The sequence below is a fragment of the Bacillus sp. SRL337 genome (assembly GCF_984799155.1).
In genome coordinates, this window is sequence record NZ_OZ481793.1 from 4,291,072 (window position 1) to 4,309,749 (window position 18,678).

Here is an 18,678-nt window from a genome sequence, read left to right on the forward strand (position 1 = left end):
CCCAGGTGAATAAGGGGGCTTCCGGGCTCTCTTTTTACCTGGTACATATACACATCACACGAAGGAGGCATCACTCTATGCTGCCTATTGAAATAAAAGACAAACTGATCGAGATTGTTGGAAAGGAGAATTACCAGGATTCCAACGCAAGCAAACTGGTCTATTCTTTCGATGCCACCCCGCAGTTCCAATCCATGCCAGATGCCATCGTCTCCCCCGGCAATACCAGTGAAATTTCCCAAATAGCAAAACTGTGCAACCATCACGGAATTCCCATTGTCCCGCGAGGTTCCGGGACGAACTTAAGTGCAGGCACCACTCCGTTGGAAGGCGGGATTGTCCTATTATTCAAACGTTTGATTAACATCCTTGAAATCGATGAAGAGAACCTCACGATTACGACACAGCCCGGCGTCAATACCCAGCACCTGATAGAGACCGTTCAAGAAAAGGGGTTATTTTACCCGCCCGACCCGAGCTCCATGAAGATTTCCCAGATCGGCGGCAACATCAATGAAAACTCCGGGGGTTTAAGAGGACTCAAGTATGGCGTGACACGGGACTATGTATTGGGACTGGAAGTCGTCCTTCCCAACGGTGATATCATCCGGACAGGCGGAAAGCTCGCCAAGGATGTGGCCGGGTACGACCTGACAAGGCTGTTTGTCGGTTCGGAAGGAACCCTCGGGATCATCACCGAAGCAACACTGAAACTACTGCCGATGCCGGAAACCAAGAAAACCATCCTTGCCCTTTATGAAGATTTGGATGCCGCTGCCGAAACAGTTTCGGCCATCATTGCCAACCGGATCATCCCGGCCACACTGGAATTCCTGGATCAGCCGACACTGCAGGTCGTGGAGGATTTTTCAAATATCGGCCTCCCTACCCATGTACAGGCTGTCCTCTTGATTGAACAGGACGGCGATCCTCAGACCGTCGAGCGGGATATCGAGAAAATCGCGGAAATTTGCAGGGAAAATCATGCGGTCGAGGTATCGGTTGCAGGGTCCGAAGCAGAAGCCGAAGCACTTCGGACAGCAAGGCGCTCCGCTCTTTCGGCACTTGCGAGACTGAAGCCGACAACCATTCTGGAGGATGCGACCGTCCCCCGTTCCGAAGTTGCCAATATGGTCAAAGCCATCAACCGGATAGCCAAAAAATATGGCATCTCGATCTGTACCTTTGGCCATGCCGGGGACGGAAACCTGCACCCGACCTGTATGACGGATGCAAGAGATGAAGAAGAAATGAAACGGGTCGAGAATGCACTGGAAGAAATATTCGAGCATGCGGTCGCAATGGGAGGAACGATCACAGGAGAACACGGAGTCGGTGCCATGAAGGCTCCCTACCTGCACCTGAAGCTTGGGGAAGCGGGCATTGAAGCCATGCGCGGCATTAAACAAGCCTTCGATCCTAACAATATCATGAATCCTGGTAAAATTTTCGCCAAATCCGACCGCAAGAGAATCGTGGTGAGCCAAAGATGAAGCAAGCAGAGAAAACCCGGATTCAGCAAGAGTTCAAAGACAAAATGGATTACGATGAATTATTGAATTGCATGCGCTGCGGCTTCTGTCTGCCAAGCTGCCCGACCTATATTGAATCAGGATACGATGAAACCCACTCCCCCCGCGGCAGGATTGCCCTGATGAAAGCGGTCGTCGACGGAGACATCGAACCCGACGAAGAGGTCAAACGTTCACTGGATATGTGTCTTGGCTGCAGAGCCTGCGAACCGGTCTGTCCATCCGGGGTCAATTATGGGCACTTACTCGAACAGGCACGGGATATCATCTATCAGAATAAAAAACTGCCCCTGCATGTCAAAGCTGTCCGGAACCTGATGTTCAAGGAAGTCTTTCCTTATCAAAACCGGATGATCGGCCTCACCGGGCTCCTGGGCTTCTATCAGCGTTCCGGGCTACAGTCGCTGGCCAGAAAGATGAGAGTGATGAAGTTATTCCCGGAGCATCTGCAACTGATGGAACGGATCCTCCCGGAAGTCCCTGCCAAGAAAAGCATGAAAAACAGGCCGGTATATCTGAAGCCCGCTGCACTGAAGAAGAAGAAAGTCGCCTTCTTCTCAGGCTGCCTGATGGATACCATGTTCCTGCCGACCAACGATGCCACAACCAAGCTCCTGCAATTGGCTGGGTGTGAAATCGTCATCCCGAAAAAGCAGACATGCTGCGGCGCTCTCCATGCCCACAGCGGCGAAAAAAAGGACGCCAAGGAACTTGCCAAGAAAAACATCGAGGCTTTCGAGGAAGAAGAGGTCGATTACATCATCACCAATGCCGGCGGATGCGGAGCCCTTTTGACAGAATACAACCACCTTCTGGGTGATGAACCTCATTGGAAAGACCGCGCCATCAAGTTCTCAGCAAAAATAAAAGACCTTTCCAGCATACTCATAGAATTGGCGTTTCATAAACAGAACTTGAAGCTCGATGACCAAATCATCACCTACCAGGACTCGTGCCACCTGAAAAATGTCCAGAAGACATTCTTACAGCCGCGGATGCTGCTGGAATCCATAGAAGGCGCCGACTACAAGGAAATGAAAGATGCCGGGCGCTGCTGCGGCTCGGCCGGAATCTATAATATCGTCGAACCCGAGATGTCGATGAAAATCCTTGATTACAAGATGGGGCAAGTGAAAGTCACGAAAGCCAAGACGATTGTGACCGCGAACCCCGGATGCCTGCTGCAGATGAAGCTGGGAATTGAGAAAGAAGGATTGTCCGGGGAAGTGCGTGCCGTTCATATTGCGGATTTGCTGGTGGAGGCTTGGAACGGTGGGAACAACCCCGTTTCGAAGCTGCTTTAGTACATTAACGCATCCGGGGACAGTCCCCTGTTACGCTAAAGTAACAGGGGACTGTCCCCGGAAAAAAATTTTACTAGCTGGTGGAGTAGCCAGTATACTTCCTTCGTCTGATCAAAAATCCGAGACGAGTGCCCGTTCCTTGTACCAATTGGGCTTCACCTCCCTTCCCTTTCCTCTCAATCACCTTCACTACTATTTAGTCTCATCCCACCAGCACAAAATTCATATATTTAGAGACAAGACAACATCCGCATTATGCTATAATGGAGGAAAATACTAGAAATAAGAGGAGGGTTTACTTTGTCCACATCCAGAATTTTAAAGTGGGTTACAGGTGCACTGGAAGCAGTTTTAGGAATTCCTATCCTTGGTGGAGCTATCATTATTAGTTTCTTATGGACGCCTTTGATCCTAATGCTGGTCCTGCATATTGTTACGTTAGTTCTGACGGCAAAAGAGGAAGGATCCAAGACCGGCAGCATTTTGGGAATTGTCACCTCCTGCATTGGCTGGATCCCTTTCGTGGGAATGATCATGCATATCCTCACGGCTGTTATCCTGATGATTGATGCGTCGAAAACAGATACAGCTTCAAAAACGAATCCACAGGTGGTCAAGTGAATTTAATCTGGGCAGAGGGGACGTTCCCTTTCTCTCCAAAAAAGTATCAGCCCGAAATAGCTGATACTTTTTTGTTTGGAGAACCCTTTGTATTAAGCCTCTCCACGCGGGATACGAACTGTCCTCAAGTCCAACGCCTTCGTACTGAACTGAATTGTTTCCATAATCGAAAAAACATTGAGACAGAAGACATACTTTGAACGTCTAAGATTCAAAAAAAAGAAAATAAGGGGTTTTGTGATGGAGGGGAACGTAAAAAAAGAGTTTGCCGATAGCGAACACGGAGAAATAGGGATGGAATACTTTGAAGGACTTATCCTCACAAATGAGAAAGCAATTGTTCAATTTGCATACACCTACGTTAAAGATTGGTCAGTTGCTGAGGATATTTCTCAAGAAGTGTTTATTAAAGTTTACAAAAACATCTCATCCTTTAACCAACGCTCTACGCTAAAAACCTGGCTGTTCAGCATCACGGCCAATGAGTGTAAAGATTACCTGCGGAAAACAAAGAGAAGAATGAAATGGTGGAATCACATTCTTCAAAGCAACACAAAACAAGATGTCGATACACCTGAAACCATCGTTCTTCAAGATGAAGAGAAAGTTTCCATCGGTAAGCCTTGCTTGGTCTTCCGGTCAAGTATCGGGAAGTGTTGATTCTGTATTACTATGAAGATCTTTCTTCAGAAGAAATAAGTCAGTTATTAGGCGTAAATTCGTCAACAGTCAGGTCAAGACTTGACCGGGGACGCAAGCATCTCAAAAATTTGAAAGAAGGAGGCCGGTGGTCATGAAGAACATTGAAGAACAACAGGAAATTAAGCAATCGTTAGATGAAGATGTTTTTTCCCAATATCATTTTAAATCACAAAAAGATAGAATAATTAAAAAGCCACTGCATTTTCAGACATCCCCAAAAGAAAAAATCACTACTTATATGGCTTATCTGGAGTTACAGTCCTGCTGTTTTCAATCGTTGCCTTATCATATTTCTTTTCAACCGACACATCCTATGACCCCGCTTCTCCTGACAAACACGATGAACAAACGGAAACCGAAAACCCTGTTGTCAATCATAATGAGTACTTAGCAGAACCAGACCTTCCATTGTCTCCCCACAAGCCGGTTAATTCAATTCCAGATGAAGAAAAGGGGGAACCCGCCCAAGTACAAAAAACCGAAGAAGAGTGGAAGGCATATTTCCAAAATTTATACCAAGAGCAGCAGACAGACATTAAAAGAATGAAATTGATATACGAATACGTTGATTCTGGCAGCAAAGCTATATTAGAAATTACTTCTAAATTTGAGGGCAATCATTTCATAGAAAGAGAAAATCAAAAGGATTTTGAAAATGAAGTAATGACAATGGATCATTCCTATATCGCAACTGATGAAGAGTATATTTTCCTTGATCATCTAAGAAAAATTTATGACCGACAATCAATACCAGAAACTGAAGTAGAACAGAACATTGAAGAAAATTGGGTAACATTTGAGTTAGTTAAAACAAATCCACAAGTCTTCTTATTCGAAAGAAGTCTCATTAAAATTGAATATGATTCCGGAGTTGTGCTCGAAAGAAAAGAATACAATGGGGAAGAATTCGTCTCCTACTTTAAGCTTATAGAATTAAAATTGAATGATGAACTACCCGATTTACTAATTGAAAAATCCATTCCTGAAGACTATGCGGATTTGCAAGTGGTCAAGTCTCAGCAGGAACAACCACAGCTCCACGAAGATCTATTCATTCAAGCGAAAGATAATGTAATGAAAAATAATGAAAAAATTCAAGATGTGAATTACACCGGTGAAGACGGCAGCCTGCACTTTATCCTTTATATGACGGTGGGAACGACCCCCACAGAAGGCAAGGAGGCAGGTCAAGAACTTTTCGAGCAATTCACAGAAATCACAAAGTCATACGAACCGCTTCAAGAAAGAAATACGACCATCTGGGCTGAAGGACAGTTTACATTTTCAATAAGAGTTGAAATCCCCGAAACCGCTTTTCTATTCGGAGAATTTAAAGACCCCCAAATTCATTGGGAACAGAAATCATATGGCGGATATTGATGGTATGCATCTTGTATTCTTGAATCTGCAAACGGGGATTTCACTCGGGTAGCAGCGAATAGACACTCTCTCAATCTTAACCCTTAGTGATCCACTGATTCTCAATTTTAGCTGCCAGGGCATCTATTGCATTCTTAATAGGTGCCCTTTTTGTGTTTAAGCCTGCCTTTTATGAATCTGATCCTGCCCAATATTGGAGCTGTCTTTATGGTTGTCGATGAGATAAAGTCTATCCAGTACCATAAACGAACTATCTATAATAGTGGGGAGATATGTGGTTTGGAACTTGATAAATTGCACCAATTTTTTTGAGAGCAGCCTGTTTTTTGGTCTATTCCTCGTTGGATTGCACCATTTTTTATGGGAGCGCCCGGATATTTGGTCTATTCCTCGATAGATTGCACCATTTTTTATGGGAGCGCCCGGATATTTGGTCTATTCCTCGATGGACCGCACCAATTTGTATGGGAGCGCCATGATATTTGGTCTATTCCTCGATGGATTACACTAAATCTTATTAGAGTGCCCGGTTTTTTGGTCTATTTCTTGTTAGGGAGTACACCAAATCTCACATCGTCAGGTGGCGCTTACCTATGCCTGCAGCAGACTTCCTTTCCTAATCAACTCTGAAACCCGACAAAAAAGAGGAGCAGCTGCCCCTCTGTCTTCCAATCACCCAAGATGCTATTCCCGGAAAGATTTAAGCCCTTCATTAAGGGACTTGGTATGTTGGTATACTTGTTTATAAAGAGTGTACAAGTCTTTATATTTCTTAACGTTTTCTTCGATAGGAGTATAAGTTTCTACGATTTTTGTAAAAGCTTGTGAACATTCTCTCAGTGTAGGATACCAGTCGGCTCCGACAGCAGCAAGCATAGCCGCCCCAAGTCCTGGACCTTGTTCACTTGCAAGCTTATGGACGTCTGCATTGAATATGTCTGCCTGGATTTGCAGCCATTCAGCGTTCTTGGCCCCACCGCCGATAGAAATAATGGAATTCATTGGGACAGGTCCCAACATCTCTCATATAAGATCGTATGCTTTAACTCAGGGATGGAAAGCCAAGTCCCGCTCCCCCAAACCACTACTAACTATAACAATTTCCGATGCTCCAGAGTATCTCCAGGACCTCTGCTAGCGAGGATATAAACCCACTTTCATCCTCATAATTCCTTTTAAATGAAAAAACAATCCTTACTTTATTACTTTCAGAAAAATCCTGTACTTATACTCTGGATAATTGTTCGTTATAAAAAAGATATGTTTTAATACTTACTCAGGGACAAGAATACTGTCACTCCTTCCCCAATTATATAATATTATCATTCCTTAATTCTTCTAATTCTGTATCAGTGAAATTAAGCATTCCTTTATAGATTTCATTATTATGCTGACCTTTTTATGACCAGATGACTTAACTTCTCCTGGTGTTTTTGAAAACTTAGCAAATACATTGGGCACATGTATTTCGCCTAGGTCTTCGTCTTCTAGATTAACTAATGATTGCCGGTATTTGAAATGCGGATCCTCAAATATTTGTTGCATATTATACATAGGGCCTTTAACTGCACCACAGCTATTAAATGGTTCTACTACTTCATTAAGCTCTCTTTCACGAATCCATTCGCCAATTATTTCATCGAGCTCCTGGGAGTGCTTCAGTCGGTTCTCATTATTCGTAAATCGGTCATCATGAATTAATTCTTCTCTGCCGATAGCTATAAACCTGCCACTAATCAAACGTTTGATTAATAAACCAAGAGATAGAACAATAGCGAAGTCTTCTTTGTTACAACACAAAACCCTTCCTTTCATGGCCCCCAAAACTTAAGTTTGACTTATGCAACAACCTTAACTTATTTACCCACTTCTTAGTACTTCCTGTGCAATTTTATAAAAATATTTCCTTTACTAGTGACATATTTTATTTGTTGGATTATAATGGTAATAATAAAAATAAGAGGTGATGTATATGTACTTATTCATTCTTAAAGGATTAATTGGGATTGGGCTGATTTTCTCAATGCTGTTTTTGTTTATCGTGTTTAGAGAAAAGCTGCTCTCTTCAAAATGGATGAAGAAAAGACGATTAAAGCAACTCATTAAGTACAAGAAAATTGATAAAATCCATTTCTTTGAAGAAGAACCGGCACCGGGATTTGAATTCCCTTTGTCGCTTAAGGAAGTTGAGGGATTTGTAGAAAAAGTTCAAAAAAATCGTCCAACTGCTGTGCAAGGAATAGCCTCTATCGGATTGAAAAATCGTCCGGAATCCCTTCGTTTAAGTATTTTTGGTGCCTATCATCGATATGAAACTCATCGTTCACCAGAAGGTTCCACTATTGATTTGTACCCTATGAAAACAGAAGGAGATTCTTACCGGCTATATCTTTATTCTGACGAAATCGATGAAGGGATGCCCATTGAAAATGATATGCATGACAGGCCTTATATTCTTTTTACGAAGGAACAAGCAAGACAAGAGTTGCTCCATACTTTGGGACATGAGCTCGGGCACAGTTTAATCTTCAATCTTGAAAAAAGACTGCACGATGATGGAATTGAAGACCTCTGTGATACCTGGGGAGTACAGTTTGGAGGTAATCCGATTACCTATGAGGAGTTAAAAAGTTGCAGTGTTTATAAAAGGGGAAGGGAAATAGGAACATTCGAGGAAGTGCTATAACCCAGAATCGATATGAGGAGGAATTTAGAATGTCAGCATCCTTTGTTATTTACATGAAGTTGCAGGAAAAAATGGAGGGCTATAAAAAATGGCCGGTAATGCTTTTTAACCTTCAGGCAAACAACTTTAATCAACTTACTTCCCTTGCCGAAGTGAAGGATTGGTTAAAGGAGAATAATAAAGTCTACTATCTTTCTGCTTTACAAGAGACCTCCTTCCAAACAATCCTTGCATCCCAGATCCTTACCATTATTGGGCCTGTTGGTATAGAGGATCGACAGTCCCTTCCCATTCACGACGTCTATACTTTAAAAGAAGCGGCAGCACGTTGGGGATTAAGTGACGGCAGTACCATTCGCAAAGCCATTGAAAGGAAAAAATTCCTCCTTCATGAAGTAAGAAAATCTGAATCGACCTGGCTCATTACTTCAGACGCAATGACAAGGGTATATGGGCCAGAAGACGAAGAATCTCTCCCTCGCCTTATTGTCAATCAGATTTATTATGATAAAGAAACAGGCATATTTCAGACCAGACGCACCTTACAAAAAAAGACAATATAATACAATGAAAATACAAATCAAAAATTTTTTTGTGAAAAATTATCTAAAATGAAAGGATTTATTTTCCACTTTATAGTACGATACTAATAGGTATTTACATCCAGTAACCAGTATTCATAAAAAAACAGGCAAACTTATCGAAAGGTAAGGACGCAAAACCACGAGTCTAAAATCATGAGGATTATGATAGTCGGGTTGCATCAATTTTACGAATTGTTAGTTGAAGCTGCCCTTCCATAAAAGAGGGCAGTTTTTTCATTACAAAAGGTAAGCACATTAAAATATGTAAGAGAGGAGGATACATATGGGCTTGATCTCACTATTATTCATTATTAGTATCGGATTGATTGCCTTTTCTTTCATTGCTGAAAGGGTCTTATCTTCGGCAAAGGCGTCCACCAATAATGTTTTTCCGCATATCGATAGCTGGACAGCCAGAATCGGTAAGCTGCGAGATAACCACCGTCAATTTTCGGATTTAAGTAGAATGTCCAAGAAAACGTACAGAGATGAATATAAGTAAGAATCATTTCTGAAATAATTGCAGAAAAACAGAAAACATTTTATCACTCACTAAAACAGAGAGCAAGGAGGAAAGGGTTTGCTATTATTCATTCTATATTTATATTTGTCTAAAAGCGGCGATGCGAGTGAGATTGCACTTATAATCTTGAGCTGCCTATTAGCATTGGGATTGTTCAATTCCGTAAGAATATCCCCTCATGTTGTCATTAACGGCAGATTAGCCACGCTTCTTAATTTTATTTTGCCAGGACTTGGCCAGGTGTATATGAAACAGGTGAAGCTTGGAAGCCTCTTGGCAGTCCTATTTATGGTTGGATTTGCATTTCATCAAAAATTCATTTACATATTCGGAACGGAGAACCCCATCCATCTCTACCTTACATTGGGACTGGCTCTTGCCCTCCAATATATATTGCTTCCTTCTGCTAAAGAAAAAGCAGCAGCCAAAAGGAATCATCAACTGGGAATGATGAAATACACAAGACTTAAACCTGTTATTGAGCGTGGCACCATTTTATGCTTGGATACAAACATATTACTTCATGAGCAGATGTTCCTCATTGCCCTGCACAGGGATAGTGATGCTCACATTTTTGTCAGCAAACAGGTATACCGCGAATTGGACGGCTTGAAAAAAAATAAGAAGCCTGATGTACGCAATCGAGCCCAATTGGCTTTTGACCTAATAGAATTGTTCCAAGGGGATAAGCGGCTGACAATGCTTGATGTCCCTCCACATACCTATTTACGCAAAAAGAACTTAGCCAGTTCTCCTGACGAGATGATTATTGGTACCTATCTCTTTGAACAAAATCGCGTAAGTAATCCCCTTGTCTTTTTATCAAACGATAAAGGAGCAAGAATATTGGCAGTCAACGCCCAGTTTAATACTGTCACAATCTAGGAGGTGTCCAATGAACAAAACAATGCCTGATGCCGGAATCATGAAGAATCAATTGGAAGAGATTAAGCTCAAAAACCCGCAGAATGTATATATCTGCAAAGTTGTCCTTGACCGGCTGCATACCGAAACCTCTTCCAGCAATCTATCTGTAAGGAAACAGGCACAGCAGGCAATAGAATATATACATTCCGCAAAGCTGACGATCATTCCTGACCCTGCAGAGGAAACCCTAATTATGTTAGGCTTGGATAATCATCATGAAGATGATTTGCTTGTCGGTGCATATTTTGAAACATGGATAGAAGAAAACGGAAATATCCGTCTATACGTGTCAAATGAAAGAATCGCAGTTAAAGCCAGGCACTCAGAGGAAGAGTTTAAGAGATTTCAAAATGGTGATTTCTCCAATCTTGAAAATGCCAGGAAGAAGTATCAATCGAATAGATTAAGAAAGAAAAGAGCTATATCAAGCGGGAGTACGGATCTTGCCAAAACGGAAGAAGTAAAACAGAGACTTGCTTCCCAAAAAGAAAAACCATTCTCGAGGGTTAACATAAAAGACACAATCAAGCGCGTATTCATCAGTGTGGCTGCTTTAACTGGCCTACTCCTGTTCTTTGGCTTGACGTCCCCATCAGAACAAGAAGCATCCGCAACTCCTAAAGCATCCTATGAAATTAATCAACTTGCATTTGATAATATCGAAGTTTCGTTAAAAGAAGTATCTGAACGTGGGGAAATCACATTCATAACATATGAAATGATCAACCGTAATAAAGACCCCATTGTGTTTGGCTACTATAACGAGGAAAATCCCATCGATGGAAAAAAAGAAAAGAAGTCACTTATTAAAGCAGGAGGTCCCTCTTATAAAATTCGCTTTAAGGATAATATAGTCGACTACGAATATGGTCAAAAAACGCTTGAACCGAATCAAATCACCAAGGTCCGCCTCACCATTGAAGGGCCGCTGGAAAATTTCCTTGGGTATGATACTTATATTCAGAACGAGACAACTGGGGAAGTAAGGGAATGGAGCTACAACATTCCCTAACAATCAATGGCGTAAATCACAAGATAGATTGAGCCGACTTTTTAGAGGATAGCGTTGCTGCTATCCTCTTTATAGTTCCTGCTAATGCTCAATTTCCACTTGTATAATCATGGTTTTTAATCCGTATTCTCTGGCACAGCCTATTCCGGCAGTCAGGCTATTTTTCCGTATCATCCTGCCATCCTCTAAAAAGGAATATCAAGTTGACTGATCTCCCCGGCATGCTTTAAGAAGAGTAAGTAATGTCCTCTATCATTGAATTTAATATTTCCGTCCCATTAACCAGAGGATTATTTTCGAAAGCCCTTATTACCTCCCTCCTTATTAACAAGGACAGGAGTATCCGGATAATTTCGCAATAGACCACCCTAAGGAGAATCCAGTACCCTGAAAATGCTATCCATCCACAATCAAGTCATAACCTGCCTGATTAGAGATCTCGGGAAAAGAAACATCGCGCCTCCACTTCCCCTGTAACTCCAGTGCCACTAGTTATTCTGCGGTATAGCCTTTCTTGCATTATTAAAAATAAAACCCCACGAAAAAAACTGGAACGAGAAAAAGTCACCCAGATCTTCACTCTTTGCTCAGCTTCAAGAACTTCAGGACTTACCAGCAAATAGTCATAAATGATTGCAATAAGAGAGTCCTATACGGAAGCAAAAACTGTGCTTTCATTCCTGAATAAGGAGTCTAATTACGTTCGCCCCTCCACGGTTTCTACTCGCCAATGGAATTCCGACTGCCTCTTTATATCACCCTAAGTCCCATAAACGTCTGAATATTTCCCCTTCTGCTTATCCATTTACACGCTCACCCATGGCGGCTGAAGATCCTGATCCAGCCAGCATAATCTGCATTAAAACAACCGGTACTTGATTAATCTGCCACTGCCCAAATACCAGATTAGCAATGACAGACAGCTAATCATTTTTGGGTGCGTTGTACCCGCCCCAACCTCTAATATCCAGGCACGGAGACAAGTATCCTAATTCAAAACACCGGCTTGTAAAAAACAAAAAAACTACCTGCCACTAAATGGTGTCAGGTAGTTTTTCTGTTTACTAAGATATGAACCGGCGGTAAAGCACACGAGACCAAACACGGGGAAGACGCTAAAAGAAAGGTCCTTTTCCCTGCAGTGCAAAGTCTCAAATCCCCGACACCATCCGCTTGATGTTCTTGGTATGTCTGCAGCTTACAGGGTGAAATGAGGATCTTGACAAGAAGCCGGTGCTGTCAAGACTGCAGCCAGCGCACTTCTATCCAGGCAACCATAAAAATCAACCCCTGCTAATGCTGACGCTAAAAACATAGGCATAATATCGTTGATCCGGTTCAGGATGCTGTAAGCTGGCGGGCGGGACACGGAACCTGTCCCTCTCTGTCTTTACCCAGCCGCACCTCGGGAAAATTGGCTGTTGTATAGATCCGCATAAAAACCGTTCTTTGTGAGCAGTTCAGCATGTGATCCTTGTTCGATGACAGACCCCTGGTCCATGACGAGAATCAGATCTGCGTCTTTGATGGTCGACAGACGATGGGCGATGACGAAGCTTGTCCGCTCTTCCATTAATCGGTTCATGGCCTGTTGGATCAGCAGCTCTGTCCGGGTATCGACACTTGAAGTGGCTTCATCCAGGATCATGATGGGAGGGTCGGCCAGGATCGCCCGTGCGATGGTCAAAAGCTGTTTCTGCCCTTGTGAGATATTGGAGGCTTCTTCGTTTAGAACGGTTTCATAGCCGTCGGGCAGCGTACGGATGAAATGATCGGCATAGGCCATTTCGGATGCCCGCATGATGTCTTCCTCTGTTGCCCCCGGTTTCCCATAGGCAATATTTTCTTTGATCGTTCCCTTAAAGAGCCATGTATCCTGCAGCACCATTCCAAAGCTTTTTCTCAGCTCGTTTCGGGGCACGGACCTCGTGTCGATACCGTCTATCTTGATTTTTCCGTCATTCAGCTCATAAAATCTCATCAAAAGATTGATCAGAGTCGTCTTTCCGGCCCCCGTCGGCCCTACTATGGCAACGGTCTGTCCGGGCTGAACATCGATGTTCATGTCGTTGATCAACAGGTGTTCCCCATACCCAAAGTCGACATGCTCAAAGGCAACGGCGCCATTAGGGCGTGATAAATGTTCGACCGTCTTTTCTTTCGTTTCTTCTTCTTCATCCAGCAGTTCAAATACCCGCTCGGCTGCTGCCACGGTCGATTGGATGACATTTGCGATGTTAGCCGTTTGAGTGATGGGCTGGGTGAACTGACGGGTATAGGTGATAAAGGCTTGGATATCCCCGATGGAAATTGCCCGATTCGTGACGAGAATCCCGCCGACAACACTGATCAGCACATAGCTGATGTTTCCTATGAACATCATGATCGGCATGATAATTCCTGAGATATACTGCGCTTTGCTTCCCGCTTCATACAGTTCATCATTCACTTCATCGAATTGGACGCCTGCCTTTTTTTCGTGTCCATAGGCTTTTACGACTTGATGGCCGGTGTACATTTCTTCAATATGTCCATTCAAATGACCGAGAGTCCGTTGTTGATCAGCAAAATGCTTTTGAGATCGCTTCAAAATCGGTCGAATCGCAAACATGGAAACCGGTAAGCTGACAATCGAAATGAGCGTCAATAAAGGACTGATCGATAGCATCATAATGATAATCCCCACAATGGTGACGATCGACGTGATGAACTGAGTCAAACTTTGTTGAAGCGTACTGCTGATTGTATCGATATCATTGGTCATCCGGCTCAGGGTTTCCCCATTCGGACGACTGTCATAATAGTTAAGGGGAAGCTTCTCAATCTTTTGATTCACATCTTCCCTCAAGTCATACGCCGTCAGCTGGGCAACGCTTGACATGATATATTGCTGGATAAAGTTGAACACGCTGCTCAACACATATAACCCGGCCAGCATCAACAGGATTTGCCCGATTTTTTCAAAGTCAATCCCGGCACCGGGTACTCCTTGGAACTTGCTATACGCTCCTTCAAATAATTCCGTGATCGCCGTACCCATGATTTTCGGACCGACGATGGCAAAGACCGTACTTAGGATGGCGGCGAACAAAACAGCCACCAATCGGATTCGGCGAGGCTTTAAGTAGCCAATTAAACGCTTCAAGGTGGCTTTGAAATTCTTGGGCTTCTGCCCCATCATCATCATGTTTCCGCCGCCTGGCCCAAATCCTCCTTGACCACCGCCTCTTTGAGGTTTCCGTTGTTTACTCATGCCGTTTCCTCCTCTGAAAGCTGTGATGCGACAATTTCCTGATACACCACATTGGTTTCAAGCAGCTCTTGGTGTGTCCCAATTCCAGCCACCTTTCCTTTATCCAACACGATAATTCTGTCGGCAGAGATGACCGTGCTGACTCGCTGGGCAACGATGAGCACCGTAGCTTTTCCCGTCTCATTTTTTAGTGCGGCACGAAGCTCTGCGTCCGTTTTGTAATCAAGTGCTGAGAAGCTATCGTCAAACAGGTAAATATCCGGTTTACGAACCAAGGCCCTTGCAATGGACAATCGCTGTTTCTGCCCTCCTGAAAGATTGGAGCCGCCTTGTTCTATTTCTGCCTGGAATCCCCCGTCCATTCTGTTGATGAATTCTTCTGCCTGGGCAGTCCGGGCAGCCGCTTCTACCTCTTCGTCACTTGCCTCTTCTTTTCCGAAACGGATATTCTCGGCAATCGGTCCAGTAAAGAGAGTCGCTTTCTGCGGAACAAGTCCAAGTTTGGACCTGATTTCATCCTGGGAAGCCTCTCTTATATCCACGCCATTGACACGGATGGTTCCGCTCGACACTTCATAAAATCGGGGAATCAGATTGATGAGCGTGGTTTTCCCAGAGCCTGTTCCCCCAATGATGGCTGTGGTTTCACCCGGATTCGCGGTGAAACTGAGGTCAGATAAAGCAGGCTCTTCCGCACCAGGATAATGAAAGGTGACAGATTCAAATTCCAACGTCCCTTGCTGAACATCCGCCTTTTTCGAACCTGTATCTTCAAAAGCAGGCTTCATTTCGAGGACCTTGTTGATTCGTTTAGCCGATACATCGGCACGGGGCACCATAACAAACATCATGGACGCCATCACTAATGCAAACATGATCTGCATGACATATTGAATGAACGCCATTAAATCCCCGATTTGCATGCCGCCGTTATCGATCCTGATGCCGCCGAACCAAATGACGGCAACGACGGTCATGTTCATGACGAGCATCATGACCGGCATCATAAAGGCCATGATTTTGTTCACTTTGATCGAAACATCTGTCAGTTCCTGGTTCGTATGCTTAAGGCGCTCCTTCTCTTCCGGTTCACGGTTGAAGGCGCGGATGACCCGAATGCCGGTCAGGTTTTCCCGCAGCACAAGATTCAATTGATCCAGCTTTTTCTGGACGGCTTTGAACAACGGAATGCCTTTATACAGAATCAGAAGGATGGCTCCAACCAATACCGGCATGGTGAGGATAATGACCAAGGATAATTTCGCATCCATCAAAACAGCCATAATGATCCCGCCAACTAACATAATCGGTGCACTGATAATCATCCGAAGCATCATGATCACGACTTGTTGAACTTGAGTGATGTCGTTGGTGGTTCTCGTAATCAGAGAAGCCGTTCCCACTTCATTGAATTCCTGCAGTGAGAATCTCTCAACATGATAAAAGAGCTTCCGGCGGACATCGCGTCCCAGACCCATCGCTGCTTTGGAAGAATAATAACTGGCAATGATCGAAGCCGCTGCACCAAATGCCGACACCACCAGCATGAAGCCGCCAATCTTCCAGATATAAGGGATATCCCCAACGACGACTCCCTTGTCAATAATGTCAGACATCAGGGTCGGTAAATAGAGAGTTGACATGGATTGGATGAAGATCAACGCAACGATCCCCACCACCATCCATTTATAGGCAGATAAATGTTTCAAGAGCTTGATCATTTAGAATCCTCCCTCCTCTCCGCACACTCATCAAAGAAGTCGGCAATCTGCTTATGAACCTGTAAGAGTCCTGCAAACTGCTCTTCAGTCAAAGTCTCTACAGCCCTTCCCGTAAGCTGATGAATGCTGCCTTCCTGCTGCTGAATTCCTCTTAACATCGACTCCCCTTGGCTGCTGAGGGAAAGAAGTATTTCCCTGCGGTTGTCTTCCACTTGCTGCCGGCGGAGGAATCCTGCCTGTACAAGCCCATCGACGGCTTGGCTCAACGTGCTTTTCGGAAGGAATGTCTTCTCCCCTATCGCCTTTTGAGTCATCTCTTTCACAGGGGCAATGGTCACTAAAATCGTATATTGTGTAACAGATAATCCATTGTCTGCAGCTGTTTTCTGGACGAACCGCATCATGGTGTTATTCACTCTTGAAAAAGAACGCAATAATTGCAATGCAGGAGTAAGCTGAATTTCCATCAATATGCCCTCACTTCTTAATTGTTTATAAATGAACAGTTCACAATGGAACCATTCCAGTCTATTCCTTGTTTGAAAGATAGTCAAGAAAACAGCCGCACCCTATTCACCAGTGGTGGATACAGTCCGCTTCTATCCTTAAAAAACAAAAGAACAACTGTAAAACGACAGGAGAACAACACTAAACTGGAGCGAGTACGGAGAGTGTACAACAAGAAGAATGTAAGAGAAGATTAAGAGAGGGAGTGGGACGGAGGGACAGGTCCTCCGTCCCAAGAGTCAGGATCAGAAAAAACCATGTCGTGATGACTAATGGGTTCAGTTCTGAAGTACAAACTTCTGATTTGCAATGATTGAGTTATTTGCAGCCGAGGGATCAATGTTTATTGAATTGCACTCCAGGGGGTGCGGTGAACTTCATCGGCTTTGCTTTTGGGGTTTCACCTGTCACGCTAGTCCCGCAGGAGATCACACACCTTCCGTTCCAATCTGATTCATTGTCGATTTTAAAATAGTAATCTCCTCTCATTCCCTTAATTTTGGTGAATTAAGGTGATTGCATTTTGTATTAATATTGAAAAGTCTTAGCGAAAAAAACACCGTAACTTTAAGGAAAAAGGAGTGATCAAATCGATGCGATCTGGCACTCCTTTGATGTAAGAATTTTCAGTGTTGCACTTAAAAACCGAACCCGATACATGATGACATGTATTTTGGCAGGAACAGACGATAAACCATCAACCCATCTCCGCAGTATATATTGCATTACGCTCTAACTGTAAAAATTTTGTCCCTCTGTCCTACAAAAAAACAACATTCAAGGTGTCCTTTTCCACCCCTCCTCTCTATATAGAAGGCGAAAGGAGGTGAGGCAAATGGCAACGTCGGATTTAAAAAGTATCAAACTCAGAATGGTTTTTGATAACGGCATGGACGAAAACGGCAAGCCGAAGTACTCCAACAAGACTTACGCCAACATCAACTACTCTTCGACACCAGACGACATCCACCAGGCTGCCCAGGCTCTAGCCGGACTCAGCAGTAAACCGCTTGTGAACATCGAGAAGAATGACAGTTACGACATTAACGAATAAGCAGGAGTCCGAAAAACGTAAAGAAAGGTGGTGAACAGAAATGGCTAAAGCACTTGAACTGCAATTCCTTACCCAGTTTGGAAAAACGGCCCGGATTTCAATTGATGAACCGGTTGAACCTGTAGATACAGAACAAGTGAAACAGGTAATGGACACATTGATCGCAACAAATGTCATCCAAAGCAACAGCGGCGCTCTTGTAGCTGTTGAGGGAGCACGTGTGATCGAGCGAAATGTCACGGAATACGAAGTGTAATGAATGAAAAGGTGCCCCTCGGCTTTGCTGAAGGGCACCTTGTTTTTTAAAAAGGCTGTTTTCGCATATATTGTTGCTTTCGGAAAAATCCCAAGTGCCGGATTTTTCCCCTGTATTCATAGGGTTTTACTCTCGAAAAAGAACGGGCAGCTCTTTTCTTCCCTGCTCACCGCGGTTTTAACGACGATTTACCAGGATATTAGTTGAAATTTATATTGAATAGCAACAAAGTTTACGAAAAGAGCCTTTAAAAAAGAAGGAGATGAGCCAGTTGGAACAAGGAATTTCGTTCATCTCGGAGGCAGGGTTTTGATTGTCGTAACAATGTATCTGCTTTATCGAATTGAAACGAAGCTTGAAGCATCATTGGCTCTATCAAACTGCTGCCCCAGGAGATGAAGAATCGATATAGAGAGCACTTATGTGATGATTTTGGGTCAATAAGTGCTTTTTTGTTTGATTCAACATCCCCTTGCCTTTGATTCCAGTTATAGCAGCTGTTTGGAAGGCTATGAAAGGATGAAAGTGATCAGCATACTGACAGGAGTGGAAGTGAAAACCTCTTTTTTTCAGCGGATCAACAATGACGAGCAGGCTCTTTATTGAGGTAACGCGC

At 43.6% G+C, this 18,678-nt stretch carries 20 protein-coding genes and 1 riboswitch; of the genes, 15 read left to right on the forward strand and 5 right to left on the reverse strand.

Features of this window, described 5'->3' with window-relative positions; all coding sequences use genetic code 11:
• Window positions 1–77: 77 nt before the first annotated feature.
• The 7 genes from glcD to AC4E8A_RS21535 all read left to right on the forward strand — a co-directional run bounded on the left by glcD (window position 78) and on the right by AC4E8A_RS21535 (window position 5,539).
• Window positions 78–1,493: a glycolate oxidase subunit GlcD gene (gene glcD, locus AC4E8A_RS21505; RefSeq protein WP_490195826.1), complete on the forward strand. Its 1,416-nt coding sequence runs from the start codon at window positions 78–80 to the stop codon at window positions 1,491–1,493.
• Window positions 1,490–2,836, forward strand: coding sequence for a (Fe-S)-binding protein (locus AC4E8A_RS21510; RefSeq protein WP_490195827.1), 1,347 nt, complete (start codon window positions 1,490–1,492; stop codon window positions 2,834–2,836). Before glcD ends, AC4E8A_RS21510 begins: the two co-directional genes overlap by 4 nt.
• Before the next feature lie 300 nt (window positions 2,837–3,136).
• Window positions 3,137–3,457, forward strand: coding sequence for a hypothetical protein (locus tag AC4E8A_RS21515; protein ID WP_490195828.1), 321 nt, complete (start codon window positions 3,137–3,139; stop codon window positions 3,455–3,457).
• 240 nt (window positions 3,458–3,697) lie between these two features.
• Window positions 3,698–4,117, forward strand: coding sequence for an RNA polymerase sigma factor (locus tag AC4E8A_RS21520; protein WP_490195829.1), 420 nt, complete (start codon window positions 3,698–3,700; stop codon window positions 4,115–4,117).
• Window positions 4,111–4,254, forward strand: a complete 144-nt coding sequence (locus tag AC4E8A_RS21525; RefSeq protein WP_490195830.1) for a sigma factor-like helix-turn-helix DNA-binding protein — start codon at window positions 4,111–4,113, stop codon at window positions 4,252–4,254. Before AC4E8A_RS21520 ends, AC4E8A_RS21525 begins: the two co-directional genes overlap by 7 nt.
• Window positions 4,251–4,550 carry a hypothetical protein gene (locus AC4E8A_RS21530; protein WP_490195831.1) on the forward strand — a complete coding sequence of 100 codons (300 nt, stop codon included), beginning with the start codon at window positions 4,251–4,253 and terminating at the stop codon, window positions 4,548–4,550. The genes AC4E8A_RS21525 and AC4E8A_RS21530 overlap by 4 nt, the downstream gene beginning before the upstream one ends.
• 152 nt (window positions 4,551–4,702) lie before the next feature.
• The gene (locus tag AC4E8A_RS21535; protein WP_490195832.1) at window positions 4,703–5,539 is read left to right on the forward strand and encodes a hypothetical protein; all 837 of its coding nucleotides are present in this window, start codon (window positions 4,703–4,705) and stop codon (window positions 5,537–5,539) included.
• A gap of 684 nt (window positions 5,540–6,223) precedes the next feature.
• Here the strand turns inward: AC4E8A_RS21535 and AC4E8A_RS21540 are convergent.
• Together AC4E8A_RS21540 and AC4E8A_RS21545 are read right to left on the reverse strand one after the other, a co-directional pair.
• Window positions 6,224–6,541, reverse strand: a complete 318-nt coding sequence (locus AC4E8A_RS21540) for an FGGY-family carbohydrate kinase (protein ID WP_490195833.1) — start codon at window positions 6,539–6,541, stop codon at window positions 6,224–6,226.
• 336 nt (window positions 6,542–6,877) lie between these two features.
• Window positions 6,878–7,354 (reverse strand): CoA transferase, encoded by a 477-nt coding sequence (locus AC4E8A_RS21545; RefSeq protein WP_490195834.1) that lies wholly within the window; start codon window positions 7,352–7,354, stop codon window positions 6,878–6,880.
• A 157-nt stretch (window positions 7,355–7,511) separates the two neighbouring features.
• Between AC4E8A_RS21545 and AC4E8A_RS21550 the strand changes: the two genes are divergently transcribed.
• The 5 genes from AC4E8A_RS21550 to AC4E8A_RS21570 all read left to right on the forward strand — a co-directional run bounded on the left by AC4E8A_RS21550 (window position 7,512) and on the right by AC4E8A_RS21570 (window position 11,271).
• The gene (locus AC4E8A_RS21550) at window positions 7,512–8,225 is read left to right on the forward strand and encodes a hypothetical protein (protein ID WP_490195835.1); all 714 of its coding nucleotides are present in this window, start codon (window positions 7,512–7,514) and stop codon (window positions 8,223–8,225) included.
• A gap of 29 nt (window positions 8,226–8,254) precedes the next feature.
• Complete coding sequence (locus AC4E8A_RS21555) at window positions 8,255–8,788, forward strand: helix-turn-helix domain-containing protein (RefSeq protein WP_490195836.1); 534 nt, start codon at window positions 8,255–8,257, stop codon at window positions 8,786–8,788.
• Between the two features lie 117 nt (window positions 8,789–8,905).
• Window positions 8,906–8,991: riboswitch (cyclic di-GMP riboswitch) on the forward strand.
• Between the two features lie 101 nt (window positions 8,992–9,092).
• Complete coding sequence (locus tag AC4E8A_RS21560; protein ID WP_490195837.1) at window positions 9,093–9,311, forward strand: hypothetical protein; 219 nt, start codon at window positions 9,093–9,095, stop codon at window positions 9,309–9,311.
• A 78-nt stretch (window positions 9,312–9,389) separates the two neighbouring features.
• The gene (locus AC4E8A_RS21565; RefSeq protein ID WP_490195838.1) at window positions 9,390–10,217 is read left to right on the forward strand and encodes a PIN domain-containing protein; all 828 of its coding nucleotides are present in this window, start codon (window positions 9,390–9,392) and stop codon (window positions 10,215–10,217) included.
• A 10-nt stretch (window positions 10,218–10,227) separates the two neighbouring features.
• Window positions 10,228–11,271, forward strand: a complete 1,044-nt coding sequence (locus AC4E8A_RS21570) for a hypothetical protein (RefSeq protein ID WP_490195839.1) — start codon at window positions 10,228–10,230, stop codon at window positions 11,269–11,271.
• Window positions 11,272–12,661: 1,390 nt separating this feature from the next.
• Here AC4E8A_RS21570 and AC4E8A_RS21575 read toward each other — a convergent pair.
• The 3 genes from AC4E8A_RS21575 to AC4E8A_RS21585 are packed head-to-tail and all read right to left on the reverse strand — an operon-like array spanning window position 12,662 to window position 16,712.
• On the reverse strand, window positions 12,662–14,524 hold the full coding sequence (locus tag AC4E8A_RS21575; RefSeq protein WP_490195840.1) for an ABC transporter ATP-binding protein: 1,863 nt from the start codon (window positions 14,522–14,524) through the stop codon (window positions 12,662–12,664).
• The gene (locus AC4E8A_RS21580; RefSeq protein ID WP_490195841.1) at window positions 14,521–16,245 is read right to left on the reverse strand and encodes an ABC transporter ATP-binding protein; all 1,725 of its coding nucleotides are present in this window, start codon (window positions 16,243–16,245) and stop codon (window positions 14,521–14,523) included. Before AC4E8A_RS21580 ends, AC4E8A_RS21575 begins: the two co-directional genes overlap by 4 nt.
• Window positions 16,242–16,712, reverse strand: coding sequence for a MarR family winged helix-turn-helix transcriptional regulator (locus AC4E8A_RS21585; protein WP_490195842.1), 471 nt, complete (start codon window positions 16,710–16,712; stop codon window positions 16,242–16,244). Before AC4E8A_RS21585 ends, AC4E8A_RS21580 begins: the two co-directional genes overlap by 4 nt.
• Window positions 16,713–17,587: 875 nt before the next feature.
• Between AC4E8A_RS21585 and AC4E8A_RS21590 the strand changes: the two genes are divergently transcribed.
• The 3 genes from AC4E8A_RS21590 (at window position 17,588) to AC4E8A_RS21600 (ending at window position 18,668) form a co-directional block, all read left to right on the forward strand.
• Entirely contained in the window at window positions 17,588–17,806 is a 219-nt protein-coding gene (locus tag AC4E8A_RS21590) for a DUF1659 domain-containing protein (RefSeq protein ID WP_490195843.1), read from the forward strand.
• Window positions 17,807–17,846: 40 nt separating this feature from the next.
• Entirely contained in the window at window positions 17,847–18,062 is a 216-nt protein-coding gene (locus AC4E8A_RS21595; RefSeq protein ID WP_490195844.1) for a DUF2922 domain-containing protein, read from the forward strand.
• Window positions 18,063–18,518: 456 nt separating this feature from the next.
• The gene (locus AC4E8A_RS21600) at window positions 18,519–18,668 is read left to right on the forward strand and encodes a hypothetical protein (protein WP_490195845.1); all 150 of its coding nucleotides are present in this window, start codon (window positions 18,519–18,521) and stop codon (window positions 18,666–18,668) included.
• The last annotated feature ends 10 nt before the right edge of the window (window positions 18,669–18,678 follow it).

Coding starts and splice junctions, on each gene's coding strand:
- glcD (WP_490195826.1), top strand. CDS start 78: ATGCTGCCTATTGAAATAAAAGACAAACTGATCGAGATTGTTGGAAAG.
- AC4E8A_RS21510 (WP_490195827.1), top strand. CDS start 1,490: ATGAAGCAAGCAGAGAAAACCCGGATTCAGCAAGAGTTCAAAGACAAA.
- AC4E8A_RS21520 (WP_490195829.1), top strand. CDS start 3,698: ATGGAGGGGAACGTAAAAAAAGAGTTTGCCGATAGCGAACACGGAGAA.
- AC4E8A_RS21530 (WP_490195831.1), top strand. CDS start 4,251: ATGAAGAACATTGAAGAACAACAGGAAATTAAGCAATCGTTAGATGAA.
- AC4E8A_RS21535 (WP_490195832.1), top strand. CDS start 4,703: ATGAAATTGATATACGAATACGTTGATTCTGGCAGCAAAGCTATATTA.
- AC4E8A_RS21540 (WP_490195833.1), bottom strand. CDS start 6,541: ATGAATTCCATTATTTCTATCGGCGGTGGGGCCAAGAACGCTGAATGG.
- AC4E8A_RS21545 (WP_490195834.1), bottom strand. CDS start 7,354: ATGAAAGGAAGGGTTTTGTGTTGTAACAAAGAAGACTTCGCTATTGTT.
- AC4E8A_RS21550 (WP_490195835.1), top strand. CDS start 7,512: ATGTACTTATTCATTCTTAAAGGATTAATTGGGATTGGGCTGATTTTC.
- AC4E8A_RS21555 (WP_490195836.1), top strand. CDS start 8,255: ATGTCAGCATCCTTTGTTATTTACATGAAGTTGCAGGAAAAAATGGAG.
- AC4E8A_RS21560 (WP_490195837.1), top strand. CDS start 9,093: ATGGGCTTGATCTCACTATTATTCATTATTAGTATCGGATTGATTGCC.
- AC4E8A_RS21570 (WP_490195839.1), top strand. CDS start 10,228: ATGAACAAAACAATGCCTGATGCCGGAATCATGAAGAATCAATTGGAA.
- AC4E8A_RS21575 (WP_490195840.1), bottom strand. CDS start 14,524: ATGAGTAAACAACGGAAACCTCAAAGAGGCGGTGGTCAAGGAGGATTT.
- AC4E8A_RS21580 (WP_490195841.1), bottom strand. CDS start 16,245: ATGATCAAGCTCTTGAAACATTTATCTGCCTATAAATGGATGGTGGTG.
- AC4E8A_RS21585 (WP_490195842.1), bottom strand. CDS start 16,712: ATGGAAATTCAGCTTACTCCTGCATTGCAATTATTGCGTTCTTTTTCA.
- AC4E8A_RS21590 (WP_490195843.1), top strand. CDS start 17,588: ATGGCAACGTCGGATTTAAAAAGTATCAAACTCAGAATGGTTTTTGAT.
- AC4E8A_RS21595 (WP_490195844.1), top strand. CDS start 17,847: ATGGCTAAAGCACTTGAACTGCAATTCCTTACCCAGTTTGGAAAAACG.